The 20,424-nt window shown below is 54.7% G+C and carries 19 protein-coding genes and 3 tRNA genes; 18 read left to right on the top strand and 4 right to left on the bottom strand.

All coding sequences use genetic code 11. The features are described 5' to 3' along the window. Nucleotides 1-12: 12 nt before the first annotated feature. Nucleotides 13-1,404 carry a D-serine/D-alanine/glycine transporter gene (cycA, locus tag AB3U87_RS17265; RefSeq protein WP_394149888.1) on the bottom strand — a complete coding sequence of 464 codons (1,392 nt, stop codon included), beginning with the start codon at nt 1,402-1,404 and terminating at the stop codon, nt 13-15. A gap of 267 nt (nt 1,405-1,671) precedes the next feature. Here cycA and AB3U87_RS17270 point away from each other — a divergent pair, with 267 nt between their 5' ends. From AB3U87_RS17270 to AB3U87_RS17280, 3 genes are all read left to right on the top strand, one after another. Beyond that, nucleotides 1,672-2,367, top strand: a complete 696-nt coding sequence (locus tag AB3U87_RS17270; RefSeq protein ID WP_394149890.1) for an extensin-like domain-containing protein — start codon at nt 1,672-1,674, stop codon at nt 2,365-2,367. Between the two features lie 608 nt (nt 2,368-2,975). Continuing rightward, the gene (sdiA, locus tag AB3U87_RS17275; protein ID WP_253454648.1) at nt 2,976-3,722 is read left to right on the top strand and encodes an autoinducer binding domain-containing protein; all 747 of its coding nucleotides are present in this window, start codon (nt 2,976-2,978) and stop codon (nt 3,720-3,722) included. A 125-nt stretch (nt 3,723-3,847) separates the two neighbouring features. Further along, nucleotides 3,848-4,453 (top strand): autoinducer synthase, encoded by a 606-nt coding sequence (locus tag AB3U87_RS17280; protein WP_394149909.1) that lies wholly within the window; start codon nt 3,848-3,850, stop codon nt 4,451-4,453. Here AB3U87_RS17280 and AB3U87_RS17285 read toward each other — a convergent pair. Both AB3U87_RS17285 and AB3U87_RS17290 read right to left on the bottom strand, forming a co-directional pair. Continuing rightward, nucleotides 4,450-4,788, bottom strand: a complete 339-nt coding sequence (locus AB3U87_RS17285) for a GlpM family protein (protein WP_253454647.1) — start codon at nt 4,786-4,788, stop codon at nt 4,450-4,452. The two genes, AB3U87_RS17280 and AB3U87_RS17285, sit on opposite strands and share 4 nt — an antisense overlap. Before the next feature lie 76 nt (nt 4,789-4,864). Beyond that, a complete protein-coding gene (locus tag AB3U87_RS17290; protein WP_125288658.1) occupies nt 4,865-5,089 on the bottom strand; it encodes a DUF2594 family protein in 225 nt (74 codons plus the stop codon). Nucleotides 5,090-5,326: 237 nt separating this feature from the next. On the opposite strand from AB3U87_RS17290, the gene uvrY reads away from it, so the two are divergent. From uvrY to AB3U87_RS17365, 15 genes are all read left to right on the top strand, one after another. Next, a complete protein-coding gene (uvrY, locus tag AB3U87_RS17295; protein ID WP_253454646.1) occupies nt 5,327-5,986 on the top strand; it encodes a UvrY/SirA/GacA family response regulator transcription factor in 660 nt (219 codons plus the stop codon). After that, nucleotides 5,979-7,811, top strand: coding sequence for an excinuclease ABC subunit UvrC (gene uvrC / locus AB3U87_RS17300; protein ID WP_253454645.1), 1,833 nt, complete (start codon nt 5,979-5,981; stop codon nt 7,809-7,811). Before uvrY ends, uvrC begins: the two co-directional genes overlap by 8 nt. A gap of 71 nt (nt 7,812-7,882) precedes the next feature. After that, nucleotides 7,883-8,431, top strand: a complete 549-nt coding sequence (gene pgsA / locus AB3U87_RS17305) for a CDP-diacylglycerol--glycerol-3-phosphate 3-phosphatidyltransferase (RefSeq protein ID WP_253454644.1) — start codon at nt 7,883-7,885, stop codon at nt 8,429-8,431. A gap of 153 nt (nt 8,432-8,584) precedes the next feature. Further along, nucleotides 8,585-8,660 (top strand) — tRNA-Gly (locus AB3U87_RS17310). A gap of 42 nt (nt 8,661-8,702) precedes the next feature. After that, nucleotides 8,703-8,776, top strand: a tRNA-Cys gene (locus AB3U87_RS17315). A 12-nt stretch (nt 8,777-8,788) separates the two neighbouring features. Beyond that, nucleotides 8,789-8,874: transfer RNA gene (locus tag AB3U87_RS17320), tRNA-Leu, on the top strand. 521 nt (nt 8,875-9,395) lie between these two features. After that, a complete protein-coding gene (locus tag AB3U87_RS17325; RefSeq protein ID WP_253454643.1) occupies nt 9,396-9,827 on the top strand; it encodes a MarR family winged helix-turn-helix transcriptional regulator in 432 nt (143 codons plus the stop codon). A gap of 61 nt (nt 9,828-9,888) precedes the next feature. Next, nucleotides 9,889-11,520 carry an MFS transporter gene (locus AB3U87_RS17330; RefSeq protein WP_301251306.1) on the top strand — a complete coding sequence of 544 codons (1,632 nt, stop codon included), beginning with the start codon at nt 9,889-9,891 and terminating at the stop codon, nt 11,518-11,520. Further along, nucleotides 11,517-12,599 carry an HlyD family secretion protein gene (locus AB3U87_RS17335; RefSeq protein ID WP_301729747.1) on the top strand — a complete coding sequence of 361 codons (1,083 nt, stop codon included), beginning with the start codon at nt 11,517-11,519 and terminating at the stop codon, nt 12,597-12,599. The genes AB3U87_RS17330 and AB3U87_RS17335 overlap by 4 nt, the downstream gene beginning before the upstream one ends. Beyond that, a complete protein-coding gene (locus tag AB3U87_RS17340) occupies nt 12,596-13,987 on the top strand; it encodes an efflux transporter outer membrane subunit (RefSeq protein WP_394149894.1) in 1,392 nt (463 codons plus the stop codon). Before AB3U87_RS17335 ends, AB3U87_RS17340 begins: the two co-directional genes overlap by 4 nt. 139 nt (nt 13,988-14,126) lie before the next feature. Further along, nucleotides 14,127-16,346 carry a TonB-dependent receptor gene (locus tag AB3U87_RS17345; RefSeq protein ID WP_301251176.1) on the top strand — a complete coding sequence of 740 codons (2,220 nt, stop codon included), beginning with the start codon at nt 14,127-14,129 and terminating at the stop codon, nt 16,344-16,346. A 318-nt stretch (nt 16,347-16,664) separates the two neighbouring features. After that, nucleotides 16,665-17,420: a YoaK family protein gene (locus AB3U87_RS17350; RefSeq protein WP_253454640.1), complete on the top strand. Its 756-nt coding sequence runs from the start codon at nt 16,665-16,667 to the stop codon at nt 17,418-17,420. A 157-nt stretch (nt 17,421-17,577) separates the two neighbouring features. Next, nucleotides 17,578-18,381: an N-acyl amino acid synthase FeeM domain-containing protein gene (locus AB3U87_RS17355; protein WP_301251174.1), complete on the top strand. Its 804-nt coding sequence runs from the start codon at nt 17,578-17,580 to the stop codon at nt 18,379-18,381. A gap of 512 nt (nt 18,382-18,893) precedes the next feature. Next, nucleotides 18,894-19,034 (top strand): hypothetical protein, encoded by a 141-nt coding sequence (locus tag AB3U87_RS17360; RefSeq protein ID WP_199746402.1) that lies wholly within the window; start codon nt 18,894-18,896, stop codon nt 19,032-19,034. 27 nt (nt 19,035-19,061) lie between these two features. Next, entirely contained in the window at nt 19,062-19,241 is a 180-nt protein-coding gene (locus tag AB3U87_RS17365) for a hypothetical protein (protein ID WP_125288648.1), read from the top strand. Here AB3U87_RS17365 and AB3U87_RS17370 read toward each other — a convergent pair. Further along, nucleotides 19,216-20,370: a beta-glucosidase gene (locus tag AB3U87_RS17370; protein ID WP_301251172.1), complete on the bottom strand. Its 1,155-nt coding sequence runs from the start codon at nt 20,368-20,370 to the stop codon at nt 19,216-19,218. The genes AB3U87_RS17365 and AB3U87_RS17370 overlap by 26 nt on opposite strands. Nucleotides 20,371-20,424: the final 54 nt, after the last annotated feature.

Below are 20,424 nucleotides of genomic sequence, written 5' to 3' on the forward strand. Positions count from 1 at the left end.
CCGTTCTTGGTATTAACGCTGTTTGCGCTGGCGTAGCCACCAGCCGATGCCGAGCATCACAAACCACAGCGGCGTCACCATCAGCGCCTGGCGGGTATCTTCCTGTAGCGAGAGCAGCACCAGCACAAAGGCGAAGAAGGCCAGACATATCCAGCACATCACCTTGCCCAGCGGCATCTTATAGACGGATTCGGCATGCAGCTGCGGGCGCTGCTTGCGGTAGGCCAGATAAGAGCAAAGGATAATTGACCAGACGAACATAAACAGGATCGCGGAGACGGTGGTCACCAGCGTAAAGACCTTCATCACGTTCGGGATCAGGTAAATCAGCGCTACGCCGCCCAGCAGGCAGAAGCAGGAGAAGAAAAGGCCGGTAGTTGGCACCGCGCGCCGTGACAGCTTGCCGAAGCGTGGATGGGCGACGCCCTGCTGCGCCAGGCCGTAGAGCATACGGCTGGTGGAGAAAATACCGCTGTTGGCCGAAGAGGCGGCGGAGGTCAGCACCACAAAGTTAACGATGCTGGCGGCCGCCGGCAGGCCAATCAGCATAAACATTTCCACAAAAGGACTGCGGTCGGCCACGACCTGCGTCCACGGCGTAACGGCCATGATCACCAGCAGCGCAAAAACATAAAACATAATGATGCGCAGCGGGATAGCGTTAATAGCGCGCGGCAGGACTTTCTTCGGATCGTGCGTTTCCGCAGCCGCCGTGCCTACCAGCTCAATACCGACAAAGGCGAACACCGCAATCTGGAAGCCGGCAAAAAAGCCGCTCATTCCTTTTGGAAACAGGCCGCCATGATCCCAGATATTGCTCAGCGCCGCCGTGCCGCCGCCCGGTGAAGGGTAGTGCATAGCGACCAGCACAATGCCGGTAACGATCAGCGCGACAATGGCCACTATCTTGATGATGGCGAACCAGAACTCCAGCTCGCCGAACAGTTTCACCGTGGCGATATTCAGCGTCAGGAAAACGGCGATGCAGAGCAGGGCGCTCATGCCGACCGAGAAGCTGGGGAACCATAACTGGAAATAAGAGCTGATGGCGACCACGTCCGCAATACCGGTGACCACCCAGCAGAACCAGTAGGTCCAGCCGGTAAAGTAACCCGCCCAGGGGCCCAGCAGATCGGCGGCAAAATCGCCGAAAGATTTATATTCAAGGTTGGAGAGCAGCAGCTCGCCCATCGCCCTCATCACGAAGAACAGCATAAAGCCGATGATCATATAGACGAAAACAATCGACGGGCCGGCAAGACTGATAGTTTTCCCGGACCCCATAAACAGGCCGGTGCCGATAGCGCCGCCGATTGCAATAAGCTGGATATGCCGGTTATGTAAGTTGCGCCGCAGCTCGCCGGGCGCCTCCTCCTGAAGAGGGTTTTTCAATTGGTCAACCATAACGAGAAGTTATCCTGTAGATGTTGTGTCAGCTCTGAGGGCTGTTATTTAGTTAATGCGCGTCGGCAACTCGTTGTATTACCGCGCTCTCCGGGAAAAAACGGCATAAGGCCGACATCGTTTTTCCGCTTAAGGGCGCAAATCTTAACGTAAAAGCGCGTGGCTGGCAGGTAAAGTTATTCACAGTTGGTTCGATCGCACAAAAACGCCGCTACACTCATTATTCGGCGAAACGGGCCGGCGGAGCGGCATGAACGGGAGGAGATGATGAAAGCACTGATTGGCGCAGGCATCATTATTCTGCTGACGTTGCTGATAACGCCGTGGCTGCAAAAAAACCTGCCGTCGGCCTGGAACCCCTTTACGCCGCTGAACGTCACCGACGCGCCGGGCTGGATCACCCGTTATAAGCTAAAGCGGCTGCAAAACGATCCCGAAGCCTGTATGGCGGCACTACAGCGAGCGCAGGAAGGCGGCTATATCCGTTTCAGTCGCGTCCGGCCCGTTGGGGGAAATTGTCCGCTTGCCGATCCGGTGCGCGTACAGGGGTTCGGCGATGTACGCCTCAGCGCCTCGTTTCTGGCCAGCTGCTCGCTGGCGCTCTCAACCACGATGTTTATCACGGCGGCAAAACCACTGGCGGCTGCGCAGCTCGGCTCACCGTTGGTACGTATCGATCATGTCGGCAGCTACGCCTGTAGAAATATTTATCACCGTGCCACAGGCAGGCTAAGCGAACATGCCACGGCGGAAGCGCTGGACGTGGCGGGTTTCCGGTTACAGGACGGCAGACAAATTACCGTGCAGAAGACGTGGGGACAGCAGCGCCCCGAGGCGCTCTGGCTACGGCAAGTTTTCCAGCAAAGCTGCGCCTGGTATGGTAATTCACTGGGCCCGGATTACAACCGCGCCCACGCCTCGCACTTTCATCTGGGCATGCGAGGATTTGGCCTCTGTCGGTAACCGGCCGGTGCCATATTTCCAGATCGGGTAAAAGCGCGTCGTCGCCAATTGAGGGCGGAGAAAAGGCGTACTACAGCCGTAATTAATAATTATCCTAAAGACAAATTTCTGTCTTTAATGCTTTAATTTGCTGTAAATCAGATGGTTATAATATTTGATACTGTCGTATCAAATTGATTTTCCGCAAGTGCCTCCTTTTAAGCAATAAATTTTTAGCAGGCTTTAAAATCGACCCCTAAAAGCGCATGATTGAATATTTCCAGGAAAAATCTTATTCTTGTTTCTTAAAAGAGGCATCGGGCGGGTGCAAGGTAACCTTCTGGCTGATGGCTGATGGCTGATGGCTGATGGCTGATGGCTGATGGCTGATGGCTGATAGTGGATAGTGGATAGTGGATAGCTACGGCTACCGGCGTCACCAGGCGCAATCACGCTGCATTTTTCTGTTAATTTAAAAGGTTACTGCTATGCCTGCGATTTTCGGACAATCAGGAGCACCTTTTCTTGTTATTATCCCGCGACATAAGGATAAGTAGTGGGCGTTAATTCTCCCCCTATATTACCTGGTATTCAGAATTGACCCTAAATTTACAGCAGGATGCGGGCTGATGCCTCATCCATCCGAGGCAGCAATGGCTACTGGAAATTATTTCAGCTGGTGTAAGGAAACCGAGGCGGCTTTCCTTGAGGTCACAGATACGACTGAAATAATGCGACTGCTTGCCCAACACACGCTGGATCTGGGGCTAAATTTCTATGCGCTATATATACGCCATCCTGTTCCTTTTACTCGCCCTAAAATATTTGTTTTTTCCAACTATCCTGAAAGGTGGGTGCGGAAATGGCAGGAAGAAAATTTTTCGGAAGTTGATCCGATCATTCGCTATTGCCAGGTACCGGGCACTTTGCTGCTGTGGAACGATCCGGTGGTCAAGGAAGGACGAAAAGTGTTCGATGCCGCTAAAGAGTTTGGTATTCGTTCCGGGTTTTCCTGCTCCAGGATAGCCAGCAACCGCGTTGTGGGCATTTTGTCGATGGCCTCGGGTAAATCTTTTGAAAAGACAGCGTTATGCGCTGAAAAACAACTTAAACTCCAGTTTTTGTCGGACCGGATACTTGATGCTTTACAGCGCGTAAAGGATCGTTCGCTCAGCGTAATGACGATGCCTTTAAGCCAGCGGGAACGAGAAATACTCAAATGGACAGCAGAAGGCAAAACCGCAGCGGAAATCTCACTGATCCTGTCCATTTCAACACATACTGTGAATTTTCATCAGAAAAATATGCAAAGAAAGTTCAACGCGCCAAATAAAACGCAGGTGGCCTCTTATGCCGCTGCGATTGGGCTACTTTAAACGAATCATAGCTACCAATTTTAGTAGTTTCGTATTGCCGGTCGGTTGTCTACCCTGCGCCTGGGGTTGCCAGGCCTGAGCCACATGGAAAGGCATTCAGCGGTGAATGCAACAGAGGATTAATGATGAAGATTATCCAGACCAAGCTAAGGGACATGCCCTCGTCTTTGCTGGCAGAATTAGGAAGTTATCGCTACAGCGTTTTCGCGCGGGGCGAAGGATGGTCGATTCCATCGCGGTTAAGTACGCCTGGCCAGGAGTACGATCGCTTTGACCGCTCGGACGTGGTCTGGTTAATCGCCTGGACCGCACAGCAGGGCATTTGCGGCTGCGCTCGCCTGATGGAGTGGAACGACAGGGAAAGCGGAGAGAAGCGCCAGCAGGCTGTCTGGGAAATGTCGCGTTTTTCTGCCCGTCTGGATGTTGACCCCGAGCTACCGCTTAGCATTCTCTGGCACAGCGTGCAGCTGGCCGAACAGTCGGGCGTGGAATACCTTTATAGCGCGGCTACGCCAATGCTGGAAAGAATGTTCGAACAGCATCTGGTGGTCTATGAACCGTTAACGGCAGGCGTCATTCAGTCTGAAGATAATCTTTTCGCCGTCAGGATCCCGGTTAACCAGCCTAATCTGGCGGAAAAATTCCGTGGCGCGCGCCGTTTCAGCCCTGAAGAGGTGCTGCCGACGCTGGGTGTTTCCGTCAGCTGGAGCGGCAGAGGACGTCAGGCTTAAGCCTGACTGCGCGCCCACAGCGTAATCAACAGCCATGCGGCCAGACACCAGCACCCCACGGCGCCACCAAGCGCCAGGGGGAGCCGCATCATGCCGACAAAATACCAGAGCGTCAGCAGATAGATAAAATAGGGGATGATGGCCCACATACCAAAGATGATGGTGGTGCGGAGGGCCTCAATGCCGCGTTCGCTGGCTACGATATAGTGGGCAATCAGCGCGAAGGTAGGGAAGAGCGGCAGCAGGCCAGCCAGATAATAGCTGCGCGTTTTAGATAAAATACCAATCAAAACGACAACCAGCGCACCCAAAACAGCTTTAAAAATTAAGCCCATTGTTCCCTTAAGTCATTGGTGAGTTAAGCGAGCCCCACGCTGACCGGCAGACAATGGGCTACTTTGCTGCGGGCAATTACTGGCGGTAAGCCTGCTTAATTTGACTAATCGTGCTACTGAACACGTCCGCCTGCTGGCGATCCGTCAGCTGAGCAATATATTTTTCCATGTTAATAATTACCTTACCGGCATCGGCCTGGCCCATACCTTTCAACATAAATGTAACCAGCGCTTTCATGCAGGCCATCTCTTCGGCCAAAGTTTGCGTATCTTTACTGGTTGAAAAATCAGTGTCGCTCATGTTTTCTCCTGGTTTTTTTATTAACGGATCGGCTGCGCGATTTTTGGTGCTGATAATACAATTAAGTAACGAGTATATCATATTTACCCCATCTATACAGGCACCTGGCGCGCACGGCGTGCAATAACACCCGGCGGAACAGGCGTTTATTTATGTTCTAACGGCAATCAAAAAGAGGTAAAATCGACGGTCTGTTAATGATTCTTCCCCCCGTTAATACCCATTTGGAGAGGCCTTTTGATACGCGTTCTTCTTGTTGACGACCATGAACTGGTGCGGGCCGGCATTCGACGCATTCTGGAAGACATCAAAGGCTTTCAGGTTGTCGGTGAAGCCTGCTGCGGCGAAGACGCAGTGAAGTGGTGCCGCAGCAATGATGTCGACGTCGTGCTGATGGATATGAACATGCCCGGCATCGGCGGGCTTGAGGCAACGCGGAAAATCGTGCGCTACAGCCCGGATGTGAAAATCATTATGCTGACCATCCACACTGAAAATCCGCTGCCCGCCAGGGTAATGCAGGCGGGGGCGGCCGGCTATCTCAGCAAGGGCGCCGCGCCGCAGGAAGTGGTCAGCGCGATTCGCCAGGTTAACGCCGGACAACGCTACATTGCCTCGGATATCGCCCAGCAGATGGCCCTCAGCCAGATCGAGCCGCAAAAAACGGAGTCGCCTTTTGATTGTTTGTCGGAACGCGAATTACAGATTATGCTGATGATCACCAGGGGCCAGAAAGTGGCAGATATTTCCGAACAGCTTAGCCTGAGTCCGAAGACCGTTAACAGCTATCGCTACCGTATGTTCAGCAAGCTGAACATTAGCGGCGACGTCGAGTTAACACATCTGGCTATCCGGCACGGGCTGTTCAATGCGGAGTCGTTAACCAGTAGTGAATGATGTTTTTGATGCCAAATCTTTCCTGAAAACGGTCACCAGCCAGCCAGGCGTCTATCGCATGTATGATGCTGGCGGCACGGTTATCTACGTCGGTAAAGCCAAAGATTTAAAAAAACGCCTGTCCAGCTACTTTCGTGGCAATCTGGGCAGCCGAAAAACCGAAGCGCTGGTCGCCAGCATTCATCAGATAGACGTGACGGTCACCCATACCGAAACCGAAGCGCTGCTGCTTGAGCATAACTACATCAAGCTGTATCAGCCGCGCTATAACGTCCTGCTGCGCGACGACAAATCCTATCCCTATATATTCCTCAGCGCGGATGAGCATCCTCGTCTGGCCAGCCATCGCGGCGCCAAGCATGCCAAAGGCGAATATTTCGGGCCTTTCCCTAACGGCTATGCGGTGCGGGAAACGCTGTCGCTGTTGCAGAAAATATTCCCGATCCGCCAGTGCGAAAACAGCGTATACCGCAACCGCTCCCGCCCGTGCCTGCAATATCAGATCGGGCGCTGCCTTGGGCCGTGCGTGGCGGGGTTAGTCAGCGAAGAAGAGTATGCGCAACAGACGGACTATGTACGGCTGTTCCTGTCCGGCAAAGACGATCAGGTGCTGAAGCAGCTGATTAGCCGTATGGAGGAAGCCAGCCAGGCGCTGAAGTTTGAGGAAGCAGGGCGGCTGCGCGACCAGATCCAGGCGGTACGGCGCGTAACCGAACGGCAGTTCGTTTCCAATAATGGCGACGATCTGGATGTTATCGGCGTCGCTTTCGATGCCGGGATGGCCTGCCTGCACGTGCTGTTTATCCGTCAGGGCAAAGTGCTGGGCAGCCGCAGCTACTTCCCTAAAGTGCCGGGCGGCACCGATATCGCCGAAGTGGTGCAGACGTTTGTCGGGCAGTTCTACCTACAGGGCAGCCAGGCGCGCACGCTGCCTGCTGATATTCTGCTGGACTTCGCGCTGCCGGAAAAAGATCTGTTAGCCGCGTCGCTGAGCGAAATGGCCGGCAGAAAAGTTTCCATTCAGAGCAATCCGCGCGGCGATCGCGCTCGCTACCTGAAGCTGGCAAGAACGAATGCCAGCACCGCGCTGGTTAGCCGTCTTTCGCAGCAGTCCACTATTCACCAACGCTTACAGGCGTTAAGTGAAGTGCTGGATCTGCCGGAAATCAAACGGATGGAATGCTTTGATATCAGCCATACGATGGGCGAGCAGACGGTGGCTTCCTGTGTGGTTTTCGACAGCAATGGCCCACTGCGTTCTGAATATCGGCGCTATAACATTACCGGCATTACGCCGGGCGATGACTATGCGGCCATGAATCAGGTGCTGCGCCGTCGCTATGGCAAAGAGCTGGAAGAGAGTAAAATTCCAGACCTGATCCTGATCGACGGCGGCAAAGGCCAGCTGGCGCAGGCGAAAGCCGTGTTTGCGGAACTGGATGTCGGCTGGGATAAAGATCGGCCGATCCTGCTGGGCGTGGCCAAAGGCAGCGATCGCAAAGCCGGGCTGGAAACGCTGTTCTTCGAGCCGGAAGGGGAGGGATTCTCTCTGCCGTCCGACTCGCCAGCGCTGCATGTCATCCAGCATATTCGTGACGACTCTCACAATCATGCAATTACCGGCCATCGCAATAAACGGGCGAAAGTTAAAAATACCAGCGCCCTGGAAAGCATCGAAGGCATAGGGCCTAAACGTCGTCAAATGCTGCTTAAATATATGGGCGGCCTGCAGCCGCTGATGAACGCTTCGGTCGAGGAGATTGCTCGGGTGCCCGGCATTTCGCAGGCGCTGGCGGAGAAAATCTTTTATTCGCTGAAACACTAAGCATTGCGTTGGCTAAGGCATTGTAGGAACATAGGGACAAATTCTACTCTGCCCAGACAGTTAGCGTACCTATGCATTTTAATATTCCGACCTTACTTACTCTGCTTCGTGTCGTGTTGATCCCTTTCTTTGTATTGGCTTTTTATCTGCCGTTTGAATGGGCGCCGCTGGTTTGCGCACTGATCTTTATCGTGGCGGCGATCACCGACTGGTTCGACGGCTGGCTGGCGCGTCGCTGGAAACAAACCACGCGTTTTGGCGCGTTTCTCGATCCGGTTGCGGACAAAGTGATGGTGGCTATTGCGCTGGTTCTGGTGGCCGGGCATTACCACGAATGGTGGATTACGCTACCGGCGGCTACGATGATCGCGCGGGAAATTATTATCTCGGCGCTGCGTGAGTGGATGGCGGAAATCGGCAAGCGCAGCAGCGTGGCCGTCTCCTGGATCGGCAAAGTGAAAACCACGGCACAGATGCTGGCGCTGTTTGCGCTGCTGTGGCGTCCGGATCGCCTGGTAGAAGGCATCGGCGTGGCGGCGCTCTACGTGGCCGCCGTCCTCACTTTCTGGTCGATGTATCAGTATTTGAGCGCGGCACGCGGCGATCTGCTCGAACGATGATCAATGCGATTTAAAAAGCAGCAAACGAGAAAAAAGTGCGGATATTTGTGTTGACTCATTTCGTCCAGTCAGTAGAATGCAACGCATCGAAAGGCAGCTGAGTCGCCAGAAGATAAAGTAAATCAGCAAGTTCTGTTAAGAACGCTGAAAAATGCGGGAATAGCTCAGTTGGTAGAGCACGACCTTGCCAAGGTCGGGGTCGCGAGTTCGAGTCTCGTTTCCCGCTCCAGATTTAGCGGTCAGCGTAGCGCTGGCAGCAAAGCAGAATAAAGGCGCGTTGGCAGAGTGGCCATGCAGCGGATTGCAAATCCGCCTACCTCGGTTCGACTCCGGGACGCGCCTCCACTTTACACCCATGCCCGGGTGGTGAAATCGGTAGACACAAGGGATTTAAAATCCCTCGGCTTATGGCTGTGCGGGTTCAAGTCCCGCCCCGGGCACCACGCTTTGACTACCGATTAAAACAAATAAAAACAAGCACTTTGTGCAATGTCGTGAAGCCGCCGCAAGGCGGTTTTTTTGTGCCTGAAAATACCCGCCTGACATGCCGCCTGACATCATTTTTTTGTGTGTGCATGACTATTCATTTTTCCTGATTACCTGGCACTGGAACTATTTTAACCTTTCTGTCATAGCGCATAGTTTGTTCGATATTTTGCGCCTGAAATTCCCCGTCTGAAATCATGATGCGTACATGGTTACCCCTTTTTCCTGACTATCCGGCACCGCAACTATTTAAACCGCTCTGGTATGGTGGGGCGCTGCCGCCTCGCTTTATATTCTGTCAATGCTTTTCAGGAATAAAAAACCTTTATCGCGGGCTGCTGGCTTGCCGTGCAGGCGCAGAGCCTGTTTTGCGATAATTTTCCCAGGACCACGGCAAACCGCTTTCTGTCGACTATGATCCTTGATTATAATCATGCTCTGTTTTTTGTTAGCAACCTAATTATCAGGCTTCTATATATTGAATATTCAGGATCTCACCTTTTCCCGGCTGCTTCACCTGACTGCTCAGGCCTGGCGGCAGGCGATCGATCGTCGTGTGAAAGAAGATGGTTTAACCACCAGCAGCTGGATGGCGATAGCGACGCTGGCAACGCAAACCGCGCCCGTCAGCCAAAAAGAGCTGGCGCTGGCGCTGGGCCTGGAAGAGGCGACGATAGTGCCGCTGGTGGATCGGCTGGTTAAACAGCAGCTGGTGGTGCGAACGCAGCCGCCGGAAGATCGCCGCAAACGTCTGGTCGCCATTACGCCAGCGGGAACGGCCCTGCATCAGCAGCTGGCGGGCGAGATAGAAAAGCTGCGTAACGAGCTGCTGGCGACCATCAGCCGCGACGAATTAATCGTCGCACAGCGAGTGCTGCAAAAACTGTTGAAAGCGACCGAGGCGAAATAGCGTGCGCGCTAACCGTCCCGATCCTTTCGCGCCGCGCGAATGGGCGCCAGGCGAAAAGCCGATGCTGCCCGGATCGCCCTCAACACCTCTCCATCCCACGCCAAAACGCATCGCCTTTGGTCTGATCGGACTGCTGATTTCCGTTACCGGCGCGCTGAGTAATGCGCTGGTCACGGCGAACCTGAGCAATTTACAGGGCGTGTTTGGCGCCTACAGCAATGAAATAGCCTGGCTGCCTTCGGTTTACGTGATGGGCAACATTTCTATTAACCTGCTGCTGGTGAAATTCCGCCAGCAGTATGGTCTGCGCGCCTTTACCGAAGCCTTCCTGGTGCTTTACGCGCTGGTGTCTTTCTTTCATCTGCTGGTTAACGATCTTAGCTCGGCGATTATCGTGCGCGCCGCCCACGGCATGGTAGGCGCGGCCCTTAGCTCGCTGGGCATTTATTATCAGGTGCAGGCCTGGCCGGCAAAGCATCGCTTAAAAGCGATGGCTATCGGCCTGGGCGCTTCACAGCTGGCTATCCCGCTGGCGCGCCTCTTTTCCAGCGAGCTGCTGCAGCTGGAGCAGTGGCGTGGTCTTTACCTGTTTGAGCTTGGGCTGGCGATGATCTGCCTGGGGGCGGTGCTGATCCTGAAGCTGCCGCCGGGCGATCGTATGAAGGTGTTTGAAAAGAAGGATTTTCTGACCTTTATGCTGATGGCGCCGGGTATGGCGCTGTTTTGCGCCGTGCTGTCGCTGGGCCGCATTGAGTGGTGGACCAGCACGCCGTGGCTGGGCGTATGTCTGGCGCTCGGGCTGGTGCTGGTGATTGCCGCCGTGGTGCTTGAACATAACCGCAGCAATCCCTTAATCAATACGCGCTGGCTGCGTACCGGTGCCATTTTCCGTCTTGGCATCGTGATGGTGATGCTGCGCGTCACGCTGGCCGAGCAGAATACCGGCGCTATTGGCTATTTACAGCAGGTCGGGCTGCTGAACGATCAGATGCAGGGCCTGGCGCTGGCTATCCTGCTGGGGGTGATTGCCGGCATCGCCACCAGCGCGCTGACCATCAATGTTAAACATCTTAGCTGGCCAATCGTGGTGTCGCTGCTGTTGATTATCGTAGCCTCGCTGATGGACGCGCAGTCCAGCCCTTTGACTCGCGGCAACAATATGTATTTCAGCCAGTTCCTGCTGGGTTTCAGCAGCACCTTCTTTATTGCGCCCGCGCTGCTGCTGAATATCGGCAGCGTAGTGACCCAGCCGAAAAACCTGGTCAGCCTGGTGGTGCTGTTCGGCATGAGCCAGAATCTGGGCGGCCTGATCGGATCGGCGCTGCTGGGAACGTTTCAGGTGTGGCGGGAAAAATATCATTCCAGCCTGCTGGGCGACCAGCTCTCCCTGCTGGATCCCAACGTCACCGAGCGGCTGTCGCAATATTCAGGGCTGTTCAACAGCCTGATCGGCGATCCCGCTCAGCTCAGCGCGCAGAGTACGGCGCAGCTACAGACGGTAGCTACGCTGCAGGCAAACGTGCTGGCTTACAATGATACCTATCTTCTTACGGCCGGCATGGCCTTTGTCACATTAATCTGGGTACTGTGGCGTCTGTCGCGGCTGCGCTATCTCAACTGGCAGCAGGCCAAACGCGAAGCGGAAGCGGAAAGGCAGATGCTGCAGGCGAATAAAATAATGAGGAATGAATGAGTCAGCAGGAACAGAGCCAGCTCGCCGAGCGTGAACGCAATAACAGGCTACGGATCATCTCTATAGTGACGGGCGCAGGCATTGCCCTGGTCGGGGTGCTGGTGATCCTTTATGCCTGGCAGCTGCCGCCTTTCACCAGTTCAGTTCAGTCTACGGAAAACGCCTACGTGCGCGGCCAGGTCACGTTTATCAGTCCGCAGGTCAGCGGCTACGTCACCGCCGTCAACGTGCTGGATTACCAGCCGGTGCGTAAGGGCGAGGTGATGATGACCATTGACGATCGTATTTACCGGCAGCGGGTGCATCAGGCGCAGGCGCAGCTGGCGATCAAAAAGGCGGCGCTGGAGAACAACGTCCAGCAGCGGCGCAGCGCGCAGGCGGTGATCGCCCGCAACCAGGCCGTGCTGGAAAATGCCAAAGCTCAGGCGCTTAAAAGCGGGCTGGATTTAAAGCGCGTCGAGAATCTGGTGTCTGACGGCTCGCTGTCCGTGCGCGAGCGCGACGCCTCCCGCGCCAGCAATGCCCAGACGCTGGCCGAAGTACAGCAGGCGAAAGCCACGCTGGAAGTTTCCCGTCAGGATCTGCAAACCGCGATTGTTAACCATGCCTCAATGGAGGCGGACGTGGCGAATGCGCAGGCCGCGCTGGAGCTGGCGCAGATCGATCTGGACAATACCCGCATTATCGCGCCGCGCGACGGCCAGCTGGGGCAGATTGCCGTTCGCCTGGGCGCTTACGTGGCGGCAGGCACCCGGCTTACCTCGCTGGTGCCGCCGCAGAAGTGGGTCGTTGCCAATATGAAAGAGACGCAGATGGCGCATATCCGGCCTGGCCTGCCCGTGACCTTTACCGTCGATGCACTGAACGGCGAAACGTATCAGGGCAAAGTTGAATATATTTCGCCTGCGGCCGGTTCGGAGTTCAGCGCGATTTCGCCGGATAACGCTACCGGCAACTTTGTCAAAATCGCCCAGCGTATTCCGGTGCGGATAGCCATTACCAGCGAAAAAGTAGAGCGTCTGCGACCCGGCATGTCCGTTGAGGTGAATATCGATACCGCCGCCGGAGAGTCGAAATGAGGCCTCGGGCGCTGGCGCTGCTGATCGTTATCCTGCTGCCCGTCGGCTGCGCCACCAAAGTCGAAAAGGCGCCGGGATCGCTGCCCGTTCCGGCGCAGTGGCGCCATCAGGCCGGGCCTTCCTCACCCGTAGAAGCCGGATGGTGGCGCGCCTTTGGCGATCGCGATCTGAACGTACTGGTTGAGCAGGCGCTGAAGCATAATCTGGATATCCTTACCGCTCGCTCCCGCGTCGATCAGTACCGTGCTGAGCTGCGGGCGGCCGAGGGTGATAACTTTCCCACGCTGAGCGCAGGCGGCTCCGCCAGCCACGCCAGAGCGCTCTCGTCGGTCAGCGGCCAGCCCCATGAATCTGCCGTATTTCAAGGGTTGCTCCAGGCCAATTATGAGGTGGATTTATGGGGCGCACGCAGCAGCAACATTGCGGCCGCTGAGTCCTCGCTGGCGGCAATCCAGGCCGCGTCTTCTGCCGCAGAGTTGACCGTAGCCAGCTCGGTGGCCTCTGGCTATATGACGCTGCTGGCGCTGGACGAGCAGCTGCGCGTAACGGAGGCGACGCTCGCCACGCGTGAGAATTCGCTGCGGCTGGCGCAACGGCAGTTTGAAACCGGCTATACCTCCAGGCTGGAATGGGTGCAGTCGCAGTCGGAATACCAGACGGCAAAAGCGCAGATCCCGGTGCTGCGGCATCAGATTGCGCAGCAGGAGAATGCGCTCAGCATCCTGGTGGGGATGAATCCTCGCGAAATCGCCCGACAGGGCCGTTTTAAGCAGGTCGCTCCACAGCAGCTGCCTTCTCTGCTGCCTTCCGAACTTTTGCAGCGGCGTCCGGACATCGTTCAGGCCCAGCGCCTGCTGCTGGCGGCGGACGCCACGCTGGCCTCTTCGAAAGCGCGCCTGCTGCCTTCGCTGAATTTGACGGCCAGCGGCACGCTGCAAAGCGCCGCGCTGTATCAGCTGGCGGATAATCCGTTCCGGCTCTGGAGCATCGGCGGCAGCGTGCTGGCGCCCATCCTCAACCGCGAGGCGCTGACGGCGCAGGTCGATGTCTCTATGGCGGCCCGCAATCAGGCGCTGTTTAACTATGAGAAGGTGGTGCGCAACGCTTTCAGCGAGGTGAACAACGATCTGGATGCTATTGCTCGCTATAAAGAGCAGCTGGCGGAGCTGCAAACCCAGGAGCAGGTAGTGAGCGAAGCGCTGCATATTGCCAATAATCGTTATCAGAACGGTTACGCATCTTATCTGGAGGCGCTGGACGCGCAGCGAACGCTGTTCAGCACCCAGCTGAACCTGGTGCAGGTAAAAAATAATTTACTGCAGGCGCAGATAGATCTGTATCGGGCGCTGGGCGGCGGCTGGCAGGCGGGAGACGCTGGCAGCGGATAAAACCCTGCGCAACTAATGGATTACTTCTCTTAAAGTGGCGGTAAAAGTGGAGTTTACCGCTTGCATTCCCGGTAGCTATAAAGATAATCGCAATCCGAATAATAATGATTATCACTCAGCTTGCTATCAGGGAACCGCCATGGCCCATACACGCCTGTTTCACCGCCGCTTCAATTTTACGTTGCTGGCGACGTTTATCGCGTCCGCCGGTATGCCAGCTATGTCGGCAGAAACGCCTGCCGCCGCAAAAACAGTCTCTGCCGCCGCCAACGTCCCGGCCGACAAGACCATGACCGTTATTGCCACAGGCGCGGATAATTTCAAATCGGGCGGCGACCAGCTGGTGCCCGCTTATCTGGAAGGGCAGGTCGCCAACGGCGGCCGCCTGGGCATGCTTGGCGAGCAGAATGCGCATGATGTGCCTTTCAACGTGATCGGCTACACCAGCAAGATGATCCAGGATCGGCAGGCGCAAACGCTGAAGGATGTGGTTGCTAATGACGCCTCGGTACAGAACGTGCAGGGCTACGGCAACTTTGCGGAAACTTATCGCATTCGCGGTTTCGATCTGGACGGCGACGATATGACCTTCGGCGGGCTGCCTGGCGTGATGCCGCGTCAGGTCGTTTCTACCCAGATGGTGGATCGCGTGGAAATCTTTAAGGGATCTAACGCGCTGATTAATGGTGCCGCCACCAGCGGCGTCGGCGGCATGATTAACCTGGAGCCTAAACATGCCGAAGACGCGCCGTTGACTCAACTGGGCGTAGATTATACCTCTTCTTCCCAGGCAGGGACGTCGCTGGACGTAGGACGCCGCTTCGGTGACAGCAACCAGTGGGGCGTGCGCGCCAACGTATTGCATCGTGAAGGTGAAACGGCGATTGATAACGAAAAGCGCCGCACCACATTAGCCTCGCTGGGACTGGACTATCGCGGCGACAGGCTGCGCACTTCGCTGGATCTTGGCTATCAGAAGCAGGCGTTCCACGGCGGGCGCATTGGCGTTAACGTCAGCGGCGTCGATTTTATTCCCGCCGTGCCGCGCGCAACCAGCAACTACAGCCAGAACTGGGTTTACAGCAACCTGGAAAGCGAATTTGGCATGGCGCGCGCGGAATACGATCTCACCGACAGCTGGACAGCTTACGGTGCCGTGGGCGGCCAGCACTCTCACGAAATGGGCGCTTACGGTACGCCGAAACTGCTTGATGAAGACGGATCGGCGACCATCAGCCGTATGGATACCAATAAATATGTCGACGCCTTCAGCGGCATGGGCGGCGTTCGCGGTAATTTCCACACCGGTTTCGTCAGCCACAGCGTCAACATCGGCTATTCGGCACAGACCAAACGTGAAAAAACCGCCTATGGCATGGCGCTGACGCCGCAGGCGACCAATATCTATCAGACCTCCGCCGTACCGGCGCCAGCCAACACCTATTTCGGCGGCGATCTTGACGATCCTCGCCCCACCAGTCGGATCCGTACGCAGGGCGTTCTGCTGGCCGATACGCTCGGCTTTCTGGATGATAAGATTTTGCTGACGGCAGGCGTACGGCATCAGAAGGTGGTGGTGCGTAACTATGCTTACGGCACGGCGATCGAAGATACCGACTCGCGCTTTACCCAATCGCGCTGGACGCCGGGCTACGGGCTGGTGGTGAAACCCTGGGAAACGGTTTCGCTTTACGCTAACCATATTGAAGCGCTGCAGCCGGGCGACACGGCCACCAGCGACGCAAAGAACGCGGGACAGGTCACCGGTATTTCACTTTCCAAACAGAATGAAGTGGGCGTGAAGCTTGATAGCGGTCGTCTCGGCGGGTCGCTGGCGCTGTTTGAAATCAAAAAACCAACCGGCATTATTAACCAGCAAACGCAGATGTTTGGGCTTTACGGCGAGCAGCGCAACCGTGGCGTGGAGCTGAATCTCTTCGGCGAACCGGTTTACGGCGTGCGGCTGAACGGTAGCGCCACCTGGCTGGATCCAAAAATGACCAAAACGGAAGATGGCCTCTACGAAGGGAAAAACGCTATCGGCGTGGCGAACTTCTATACGGTGCTGGGCGCGGAATATGATATCAAACCGGTTGAAGGGCTGACGGCGCTGGCGCGGGTGACGCATTCCGGTTCGCAGTACGCCAACGCCGCCAATAGCAAAAAGCTGAACAGCTACACCACGCTGGACTTAGGGCTGCGCTACCGCATAAGCGTGCAGCAAAACGAGATGACCTGGCGTCTGGGCGTGGAAAACGTCACCAACAGGAAGTACTGGTCGGGCGTGGAAAGCTATGGCTCTTATATCTATCAGGGAAACCCTCGCCAGCTTAAGCTTTCAATGGCCTACGATTTCTGATTATTTCCTGCTAAATCCGCGAGGCGTTCGTTGCAAAAAAGGGACGAGCGTCTCGCTTTAAACCGTCTCAATTTTCACCGGCAGCCCGGCTGAATTTTCCAGATTAATCTGTAATTTATTGTTCTTACTGGTAATATTAAGAAACATTACTCTACATTTACATTTGTCTAACAAAGGTGCGTTAAGCTTTAGTGAGGCTGAACAATTATCAGGCTCCGTAACGTCTTTTAGCGCCATATAAAGCTAAAGCTTGTTCTGTTTTACTGTCAGGACCCTACGTTATCTCTTTTCCTTCCACGCAACTCAATGGTGAACAATGTGCTGATTAAGAAAAAGAAGGTCAGGTCCCACACGGAAGATCGTTACCTGGCGTTAGTATTGGCCACCACGGCAGGGATTTTGAACGCTATGGCGCTGGGCGCGTTTGGCTTTTTCCCCTCGCATATGACAGGAAACACCTCGCAGATCTCCTCAGAAGTTTTCAGCGCCGATATGCAAGGCCTGATTTTTCTGGCGGTGCTGATCGCGGCTTTTGTCATTGGCTCCGTCTGTGCAAGATTTATGGTGCTGGCGGGACTAAAAAAGAATTTCAGAACCATTTTCTGCCTGATTATCCTGGCAGAAAGCGTGGTGCTCTCCTTGATCTCCGTTTTTGAGCTGGCTTTCTATTCGCCGGGCAATAACAAGGAAATATCGGTGCTGCTGGGTTTCCTGATGGGCATCCATAACTCGACGTCCACGCAGCTTTCCAACGGGCGGGTCAGGGCAACGCACATCACCGGCACGCTGACGGATGCGGGTATCGCCTTAGGCTCGTTCGTCTCTTCCTTTATCAGCCATGTTTCTTACAGCGAGCGCCGCTTTCAGCAGAAACAGCTTTATACCCATCTGACCACCGTCTTTTCCTTTTTGACCGGCTGTATCGTGGGCCTGCTGCTGTTCAGATTCGCCGGCTTTGTGGCGATGCTGGGGCTGGGCGTGTTCCTGGCGGTCGTGGCGCTTTGGGCAATCGCCGTCACGCTGCACAGAGCTAAAAAAAACGTTTACGGACTAAATAAGATACGTCTGTCTTAAAGCTTTATTATCTGGCCGGCAGGGAAGCCGACTCTCCTCTTTTTTTAAACGCCCGTCTTATTTCCTTCCTGTTTTACTTCAGATTATTCTTAGCTTTTCATGCGCCGATACTTTATTATATTTTATGAGTACACGCTGCTGCTCTGAGAGGTAAGACATGACTTTAATAAGGGATTCCATCCTGAAAAAGGCCGTGCGCGATGGGGTGCTCCATCGCGGTACGCTAAGGATCTGTAACTTTAGTAAATCACTGGATAACGACATTGATGTCTCGCCTGCGGGCGGCTTTATTGATTTTCTTAAGGGTATGGATGTAATAAAAGAAGAGTATGCAAAGAAAGGATTCGTTAAAAAAAATCGCGCTCTGTTTCTTTATAATGAAGGACTGGTCGATAAAAACAGTACGCTGTTGCTGGCTCGTAAAGGCGATCGGGTGTTAGGCACGATAGGCGTTATCAGAGAGAAAAATAATAAACTGCCGTGCAGTAAGCTTTTTGCCGAAGAGCTGCAGACGCTTAATCTCCAGCATCGACAGGTGACGGAAATCGGCGCGCTCTCCATTAAGAGCGATGCGGGCACGGAAAACCTAGTGTTTATGCTTTATCTGAAGACGATGATGTACGCCATTTTTGTGGATAAAGTGGACGACATCGTGGTGCAGGTCAGAGAAAAAGTGGCTGCTTTTTATATCAGAAACTTGCTGTTTGAACAGATTGGCGCAACCAAAATCCATCCTGATTACGGCAATATACATACCTGTCTTCTACGGGTTGATGTTAAGGCCATCCGGGAAAAAATTTACGAAAAGCCGCAATACGGTACCCGAGGCTGGATAAGGATATTACACGAGCTGGGCCTGCTGGCCGAATACAAGAAAACCTGCCATCAGAGCTGGCTGTGTAACAAATTTACCCTGGATAAAAAGGACGCTGAGCTTTATCACTATCTTTGCCATCTATAAATTATTCCAGTAGTAATGAATTTGCAATAATAACTACGTATGCTTTATGCGTTTGCTTTTCTGGCGCTGTTGCCGCTCAGGGAAAATAAAGACTTTCTTTCTCTGTTGATATTTATTGTTGCTGCTATTAATTTTCATTGAAAATAAACTCAGGTCTCAATGCTGGTGAGGGGCGTATTGCGCATGTCTGTTATTATTAAACGAATATGAAACTATCGTGCGGATTGCATTATAAGTGAGCTTAATTATCGATAAATAAAAATCGGGGTTCAAAATTGAGACGATAGTAGCATTAAATAAGGCTATTTATCTTTGCTTCCCCAGGCAGGGATTATGATACACTCCCTTTTTTATGCGCGGCAGATGTACGACACCTGAAGGAATCAGCGACGCTAAAGCGTAAATTTTATTTATGCGCTGCCTTGTCAGAACGATAACGCTTTGCCCGGAGTGCCTTGCGTATTTAACAGAGCAGGGCTGGCAGCGTGTCAGGCCAGCCGACAGTGATTAACATGACAGAACCAACGCAAGAAAGCCTTTCCGGCGAGTCGCGTCACCAGCTTGACGATGCCCATTTTGCTATTGTGGTGCTTGCAGTCGCTTCCTTTACGCTGATAATCTTTGTGCTACTGGTTACGTTATTAATGACGTAATGGTTGTCAGGATGGAGGTAAAAGAGCATGGACACTCGCGAAGATCGCCTGCTGGCGCTCACAGGATTGCTGGCCGCCGGGCTGATTGCCGTGGCGGTTATCTTTGTGCTGACCTGGCTGTCAGACGTGCGGCGCACGCCGGTGCCTTACCCACTGCAGGAGTGCGCGCCGCCCTCGTCCGTTATCCCCCTAAAGACTTCATCCTGATATGCTGGCTGCGCAGCTCCAGCGCATAGGGCTCGCAAATCGTGCGGTTGCCGTTGGCATCAGGCAGGCCAAACAGCCCGCCCGGCGAGCGGCGATCGTCGGCCCATGAAGGGTAGTCCACCACCGGAAAAATCGAAACGCCTTCCACATCTGCACCCTGATCCCTGGCCTGCATGACCTGTGCTACGACGTTTCGCAGCCACGGCGCGCGCTTATCGCCTTCCGCGCCCGTTTCCGCTATCAGCAGCGGTCGTTGATAGCGCTGCCAGACCTCCAGCAGCAGGCTGGACAGCTCGCGATATTCAGCCTGTTCGGGCGTAAGCGGATCGCCGTTTAAATACCATTGGTTATCGGGATAGTAATTAAGGCCGATAATATCCAGCAGCGAAGGATCGCCGCCCAGCTCGGGCATCAGCCGCCCGCTTAGCATATCCCAGGCCTCAAACTGCGCGTCGTGCTGGCGCTGAGCCTCTTCGCGAGCGGCCGCTGACGCTTCGTGGGTGGCGATATGTACCAGCGGATCGGTCAGCACAAATCTTGCGCCCGGCAGCTCTTCGCGAATAGCGCGCATCGCGGCAAGCGAAGCCCTGACCAGCTGCTGCTTCAGCGCCTTGCCACGGCCCGTCACGCCGGGATTAAACAGCGCGGCTTCGGCGCCTGCCCATGCCCAGAACGAAATCTGATTAACCGGGGTGAAAAAAGGCGTCTCGTAGCCTTCGTCCCGCATCAGACAAGCCATAGCACGCGCAAAGGCGGCAAAGCGATCGACAAAGGCCGGCTGCCAGATATCCAGGCCGTCGGGCCAGCCAAAGTGCGCCAGCTCCCAGATAATTTCCAGCCCGTTGTTTTCCGCGGCGTGCAGCATAGGCAGAAAGGTCGACCAGTCGTAGTTGCCCGGCGTTTTTTCAATCAAATACCAGCGGGCGCTGTCGCGCGCGGTGAGCAGCTGGTTAGCCGCCAGCTGTGCATAATCCTTCTCCAGCAGCATATCGTGGCCGCTGTTGATCACCAGATCCACTCTTTTTCCCTCGCCCCGACAGGCGGTGGAGCAGGCGAAACTGCCCTGGAAAAAGCTTTTGAACAGCGGCTGGTCGCGCCTCTGAGACGGCAGCGGATGCGTTACTCTCATGACGTTTTCCTCATAGCAAAACCTGCGCGATATGCGCTAAGTCTAGACCAATTG

The organism is Erwinia plantamica, assembly GCF_043420595.1.
GTDB classification, from domain to species: domain Bacteria; phylum Pseudomonadota; class Gammaproteobacteria; order Enterobacterales; family Enterobacteriaceae; genus Erwinia; species Erwinia aeris.

Coding starts and splice junctions, on each gene's coding strand:
- AB3U87_RS17370 (WP_301251172.1), bottom strand. CDS start 20,370: ATGAGAGTAACGCATCCGCTGCCGTCTCAGAGGCGCGACCAGCCGCTG.
- AB3U87_RS17335 (WP_301729747.1), top strand. CDS start 11,517: ATGAGTCAGCAGGAACAGAGCCAGCTCGCCGAGCGTGAACGCAATAAC.
- cycA (WP_394149888.1), bottom strand. CDS start 1,404: ATGGTTGACCAATTGAAAAACCCTCTTCAGGAGGAGGCGCCCGGCGAG.
- sdiA (WP_253454648.1), top strand. CDS start 2,976: ATGCCTCATCCATCCGAGGCAGCAATGGCTACTGGAAATTATTTCAGC.
- pgsA (WP_253454644.1), top strand. CDS start 7,883: ATGCATTTTAATATTCCGACCTTACTTACTCTGCTTCGTGTCGTGTTG.
- AB3U87_RS17290 (WP_125288658.1), bottom strand. CDS start 5,089: ATGAGCGACACTGATTTTTCAACCAGTAAAGATACGCAAACTTTGGCC.
- AB3U87_RS17280 (WP_394149909.1), top strand. CDS start 3,848: ATGAAGATTATCCAGACCAAGCTAAGGGACATGCCCTCGTCTTTGCTG.
- AB3U87_RS17285 (WP_253454647.1), bottom strand. CDS start 4,788: ATGGGCTTAATTTTTAAAGCTGTTTTGGGTGCGCTGGTTGTCGTTTTG.
- AB3U87_RS17345 (WP_301251176.1), top strand. CDS start 14,127: ATGGCCCATACACGCCTGTTTCACCGCCGCTTCAATTTTACGTTGCTG.
- AB3U87_RS17330 (WP_301251306.1), top strand. CDS start 9,889: ATGCTGCCCGGATCGCCCTCAACACCTCTCCATCCCACGCCAAAACGC.
- AB3U87_RS17355 (WP_301251174.1), top strand. CDS start 17,578: ATGACTTTAATAAGGGATTCCATCCTGAAAAAGGCCGTGCGCGATGGG.
- AB3U87_RS17360 (WP_199746402.1), top strand. CDS start 18,894: ATGACAGAACCAACGCAAGAAAGCCTTTCCGGCGAGTCGCGTCACCAG.
- AB3U87_RS17365 (WP_125288648.1), top strand. CDS start 19,062: ATGGACACTCGCGAAGATCGCCTGCTGGCGCTCACAGGATTGCTGGCC.
- AB3U87_RS17340 (WP_394149894.1), top strand. CDS start 12,596: ATGAGGCCTCGGGCGCTGGCGCTGCTGATCGTTATCCTGCTGCCCGTC.
- AB3U87_RS17270 (WP_394149890.1), top strand. CDS start 1,672: ATGAAAGCACTGATTGGCGCAGGCATCATTATTCTGCTGACGTTGCTG.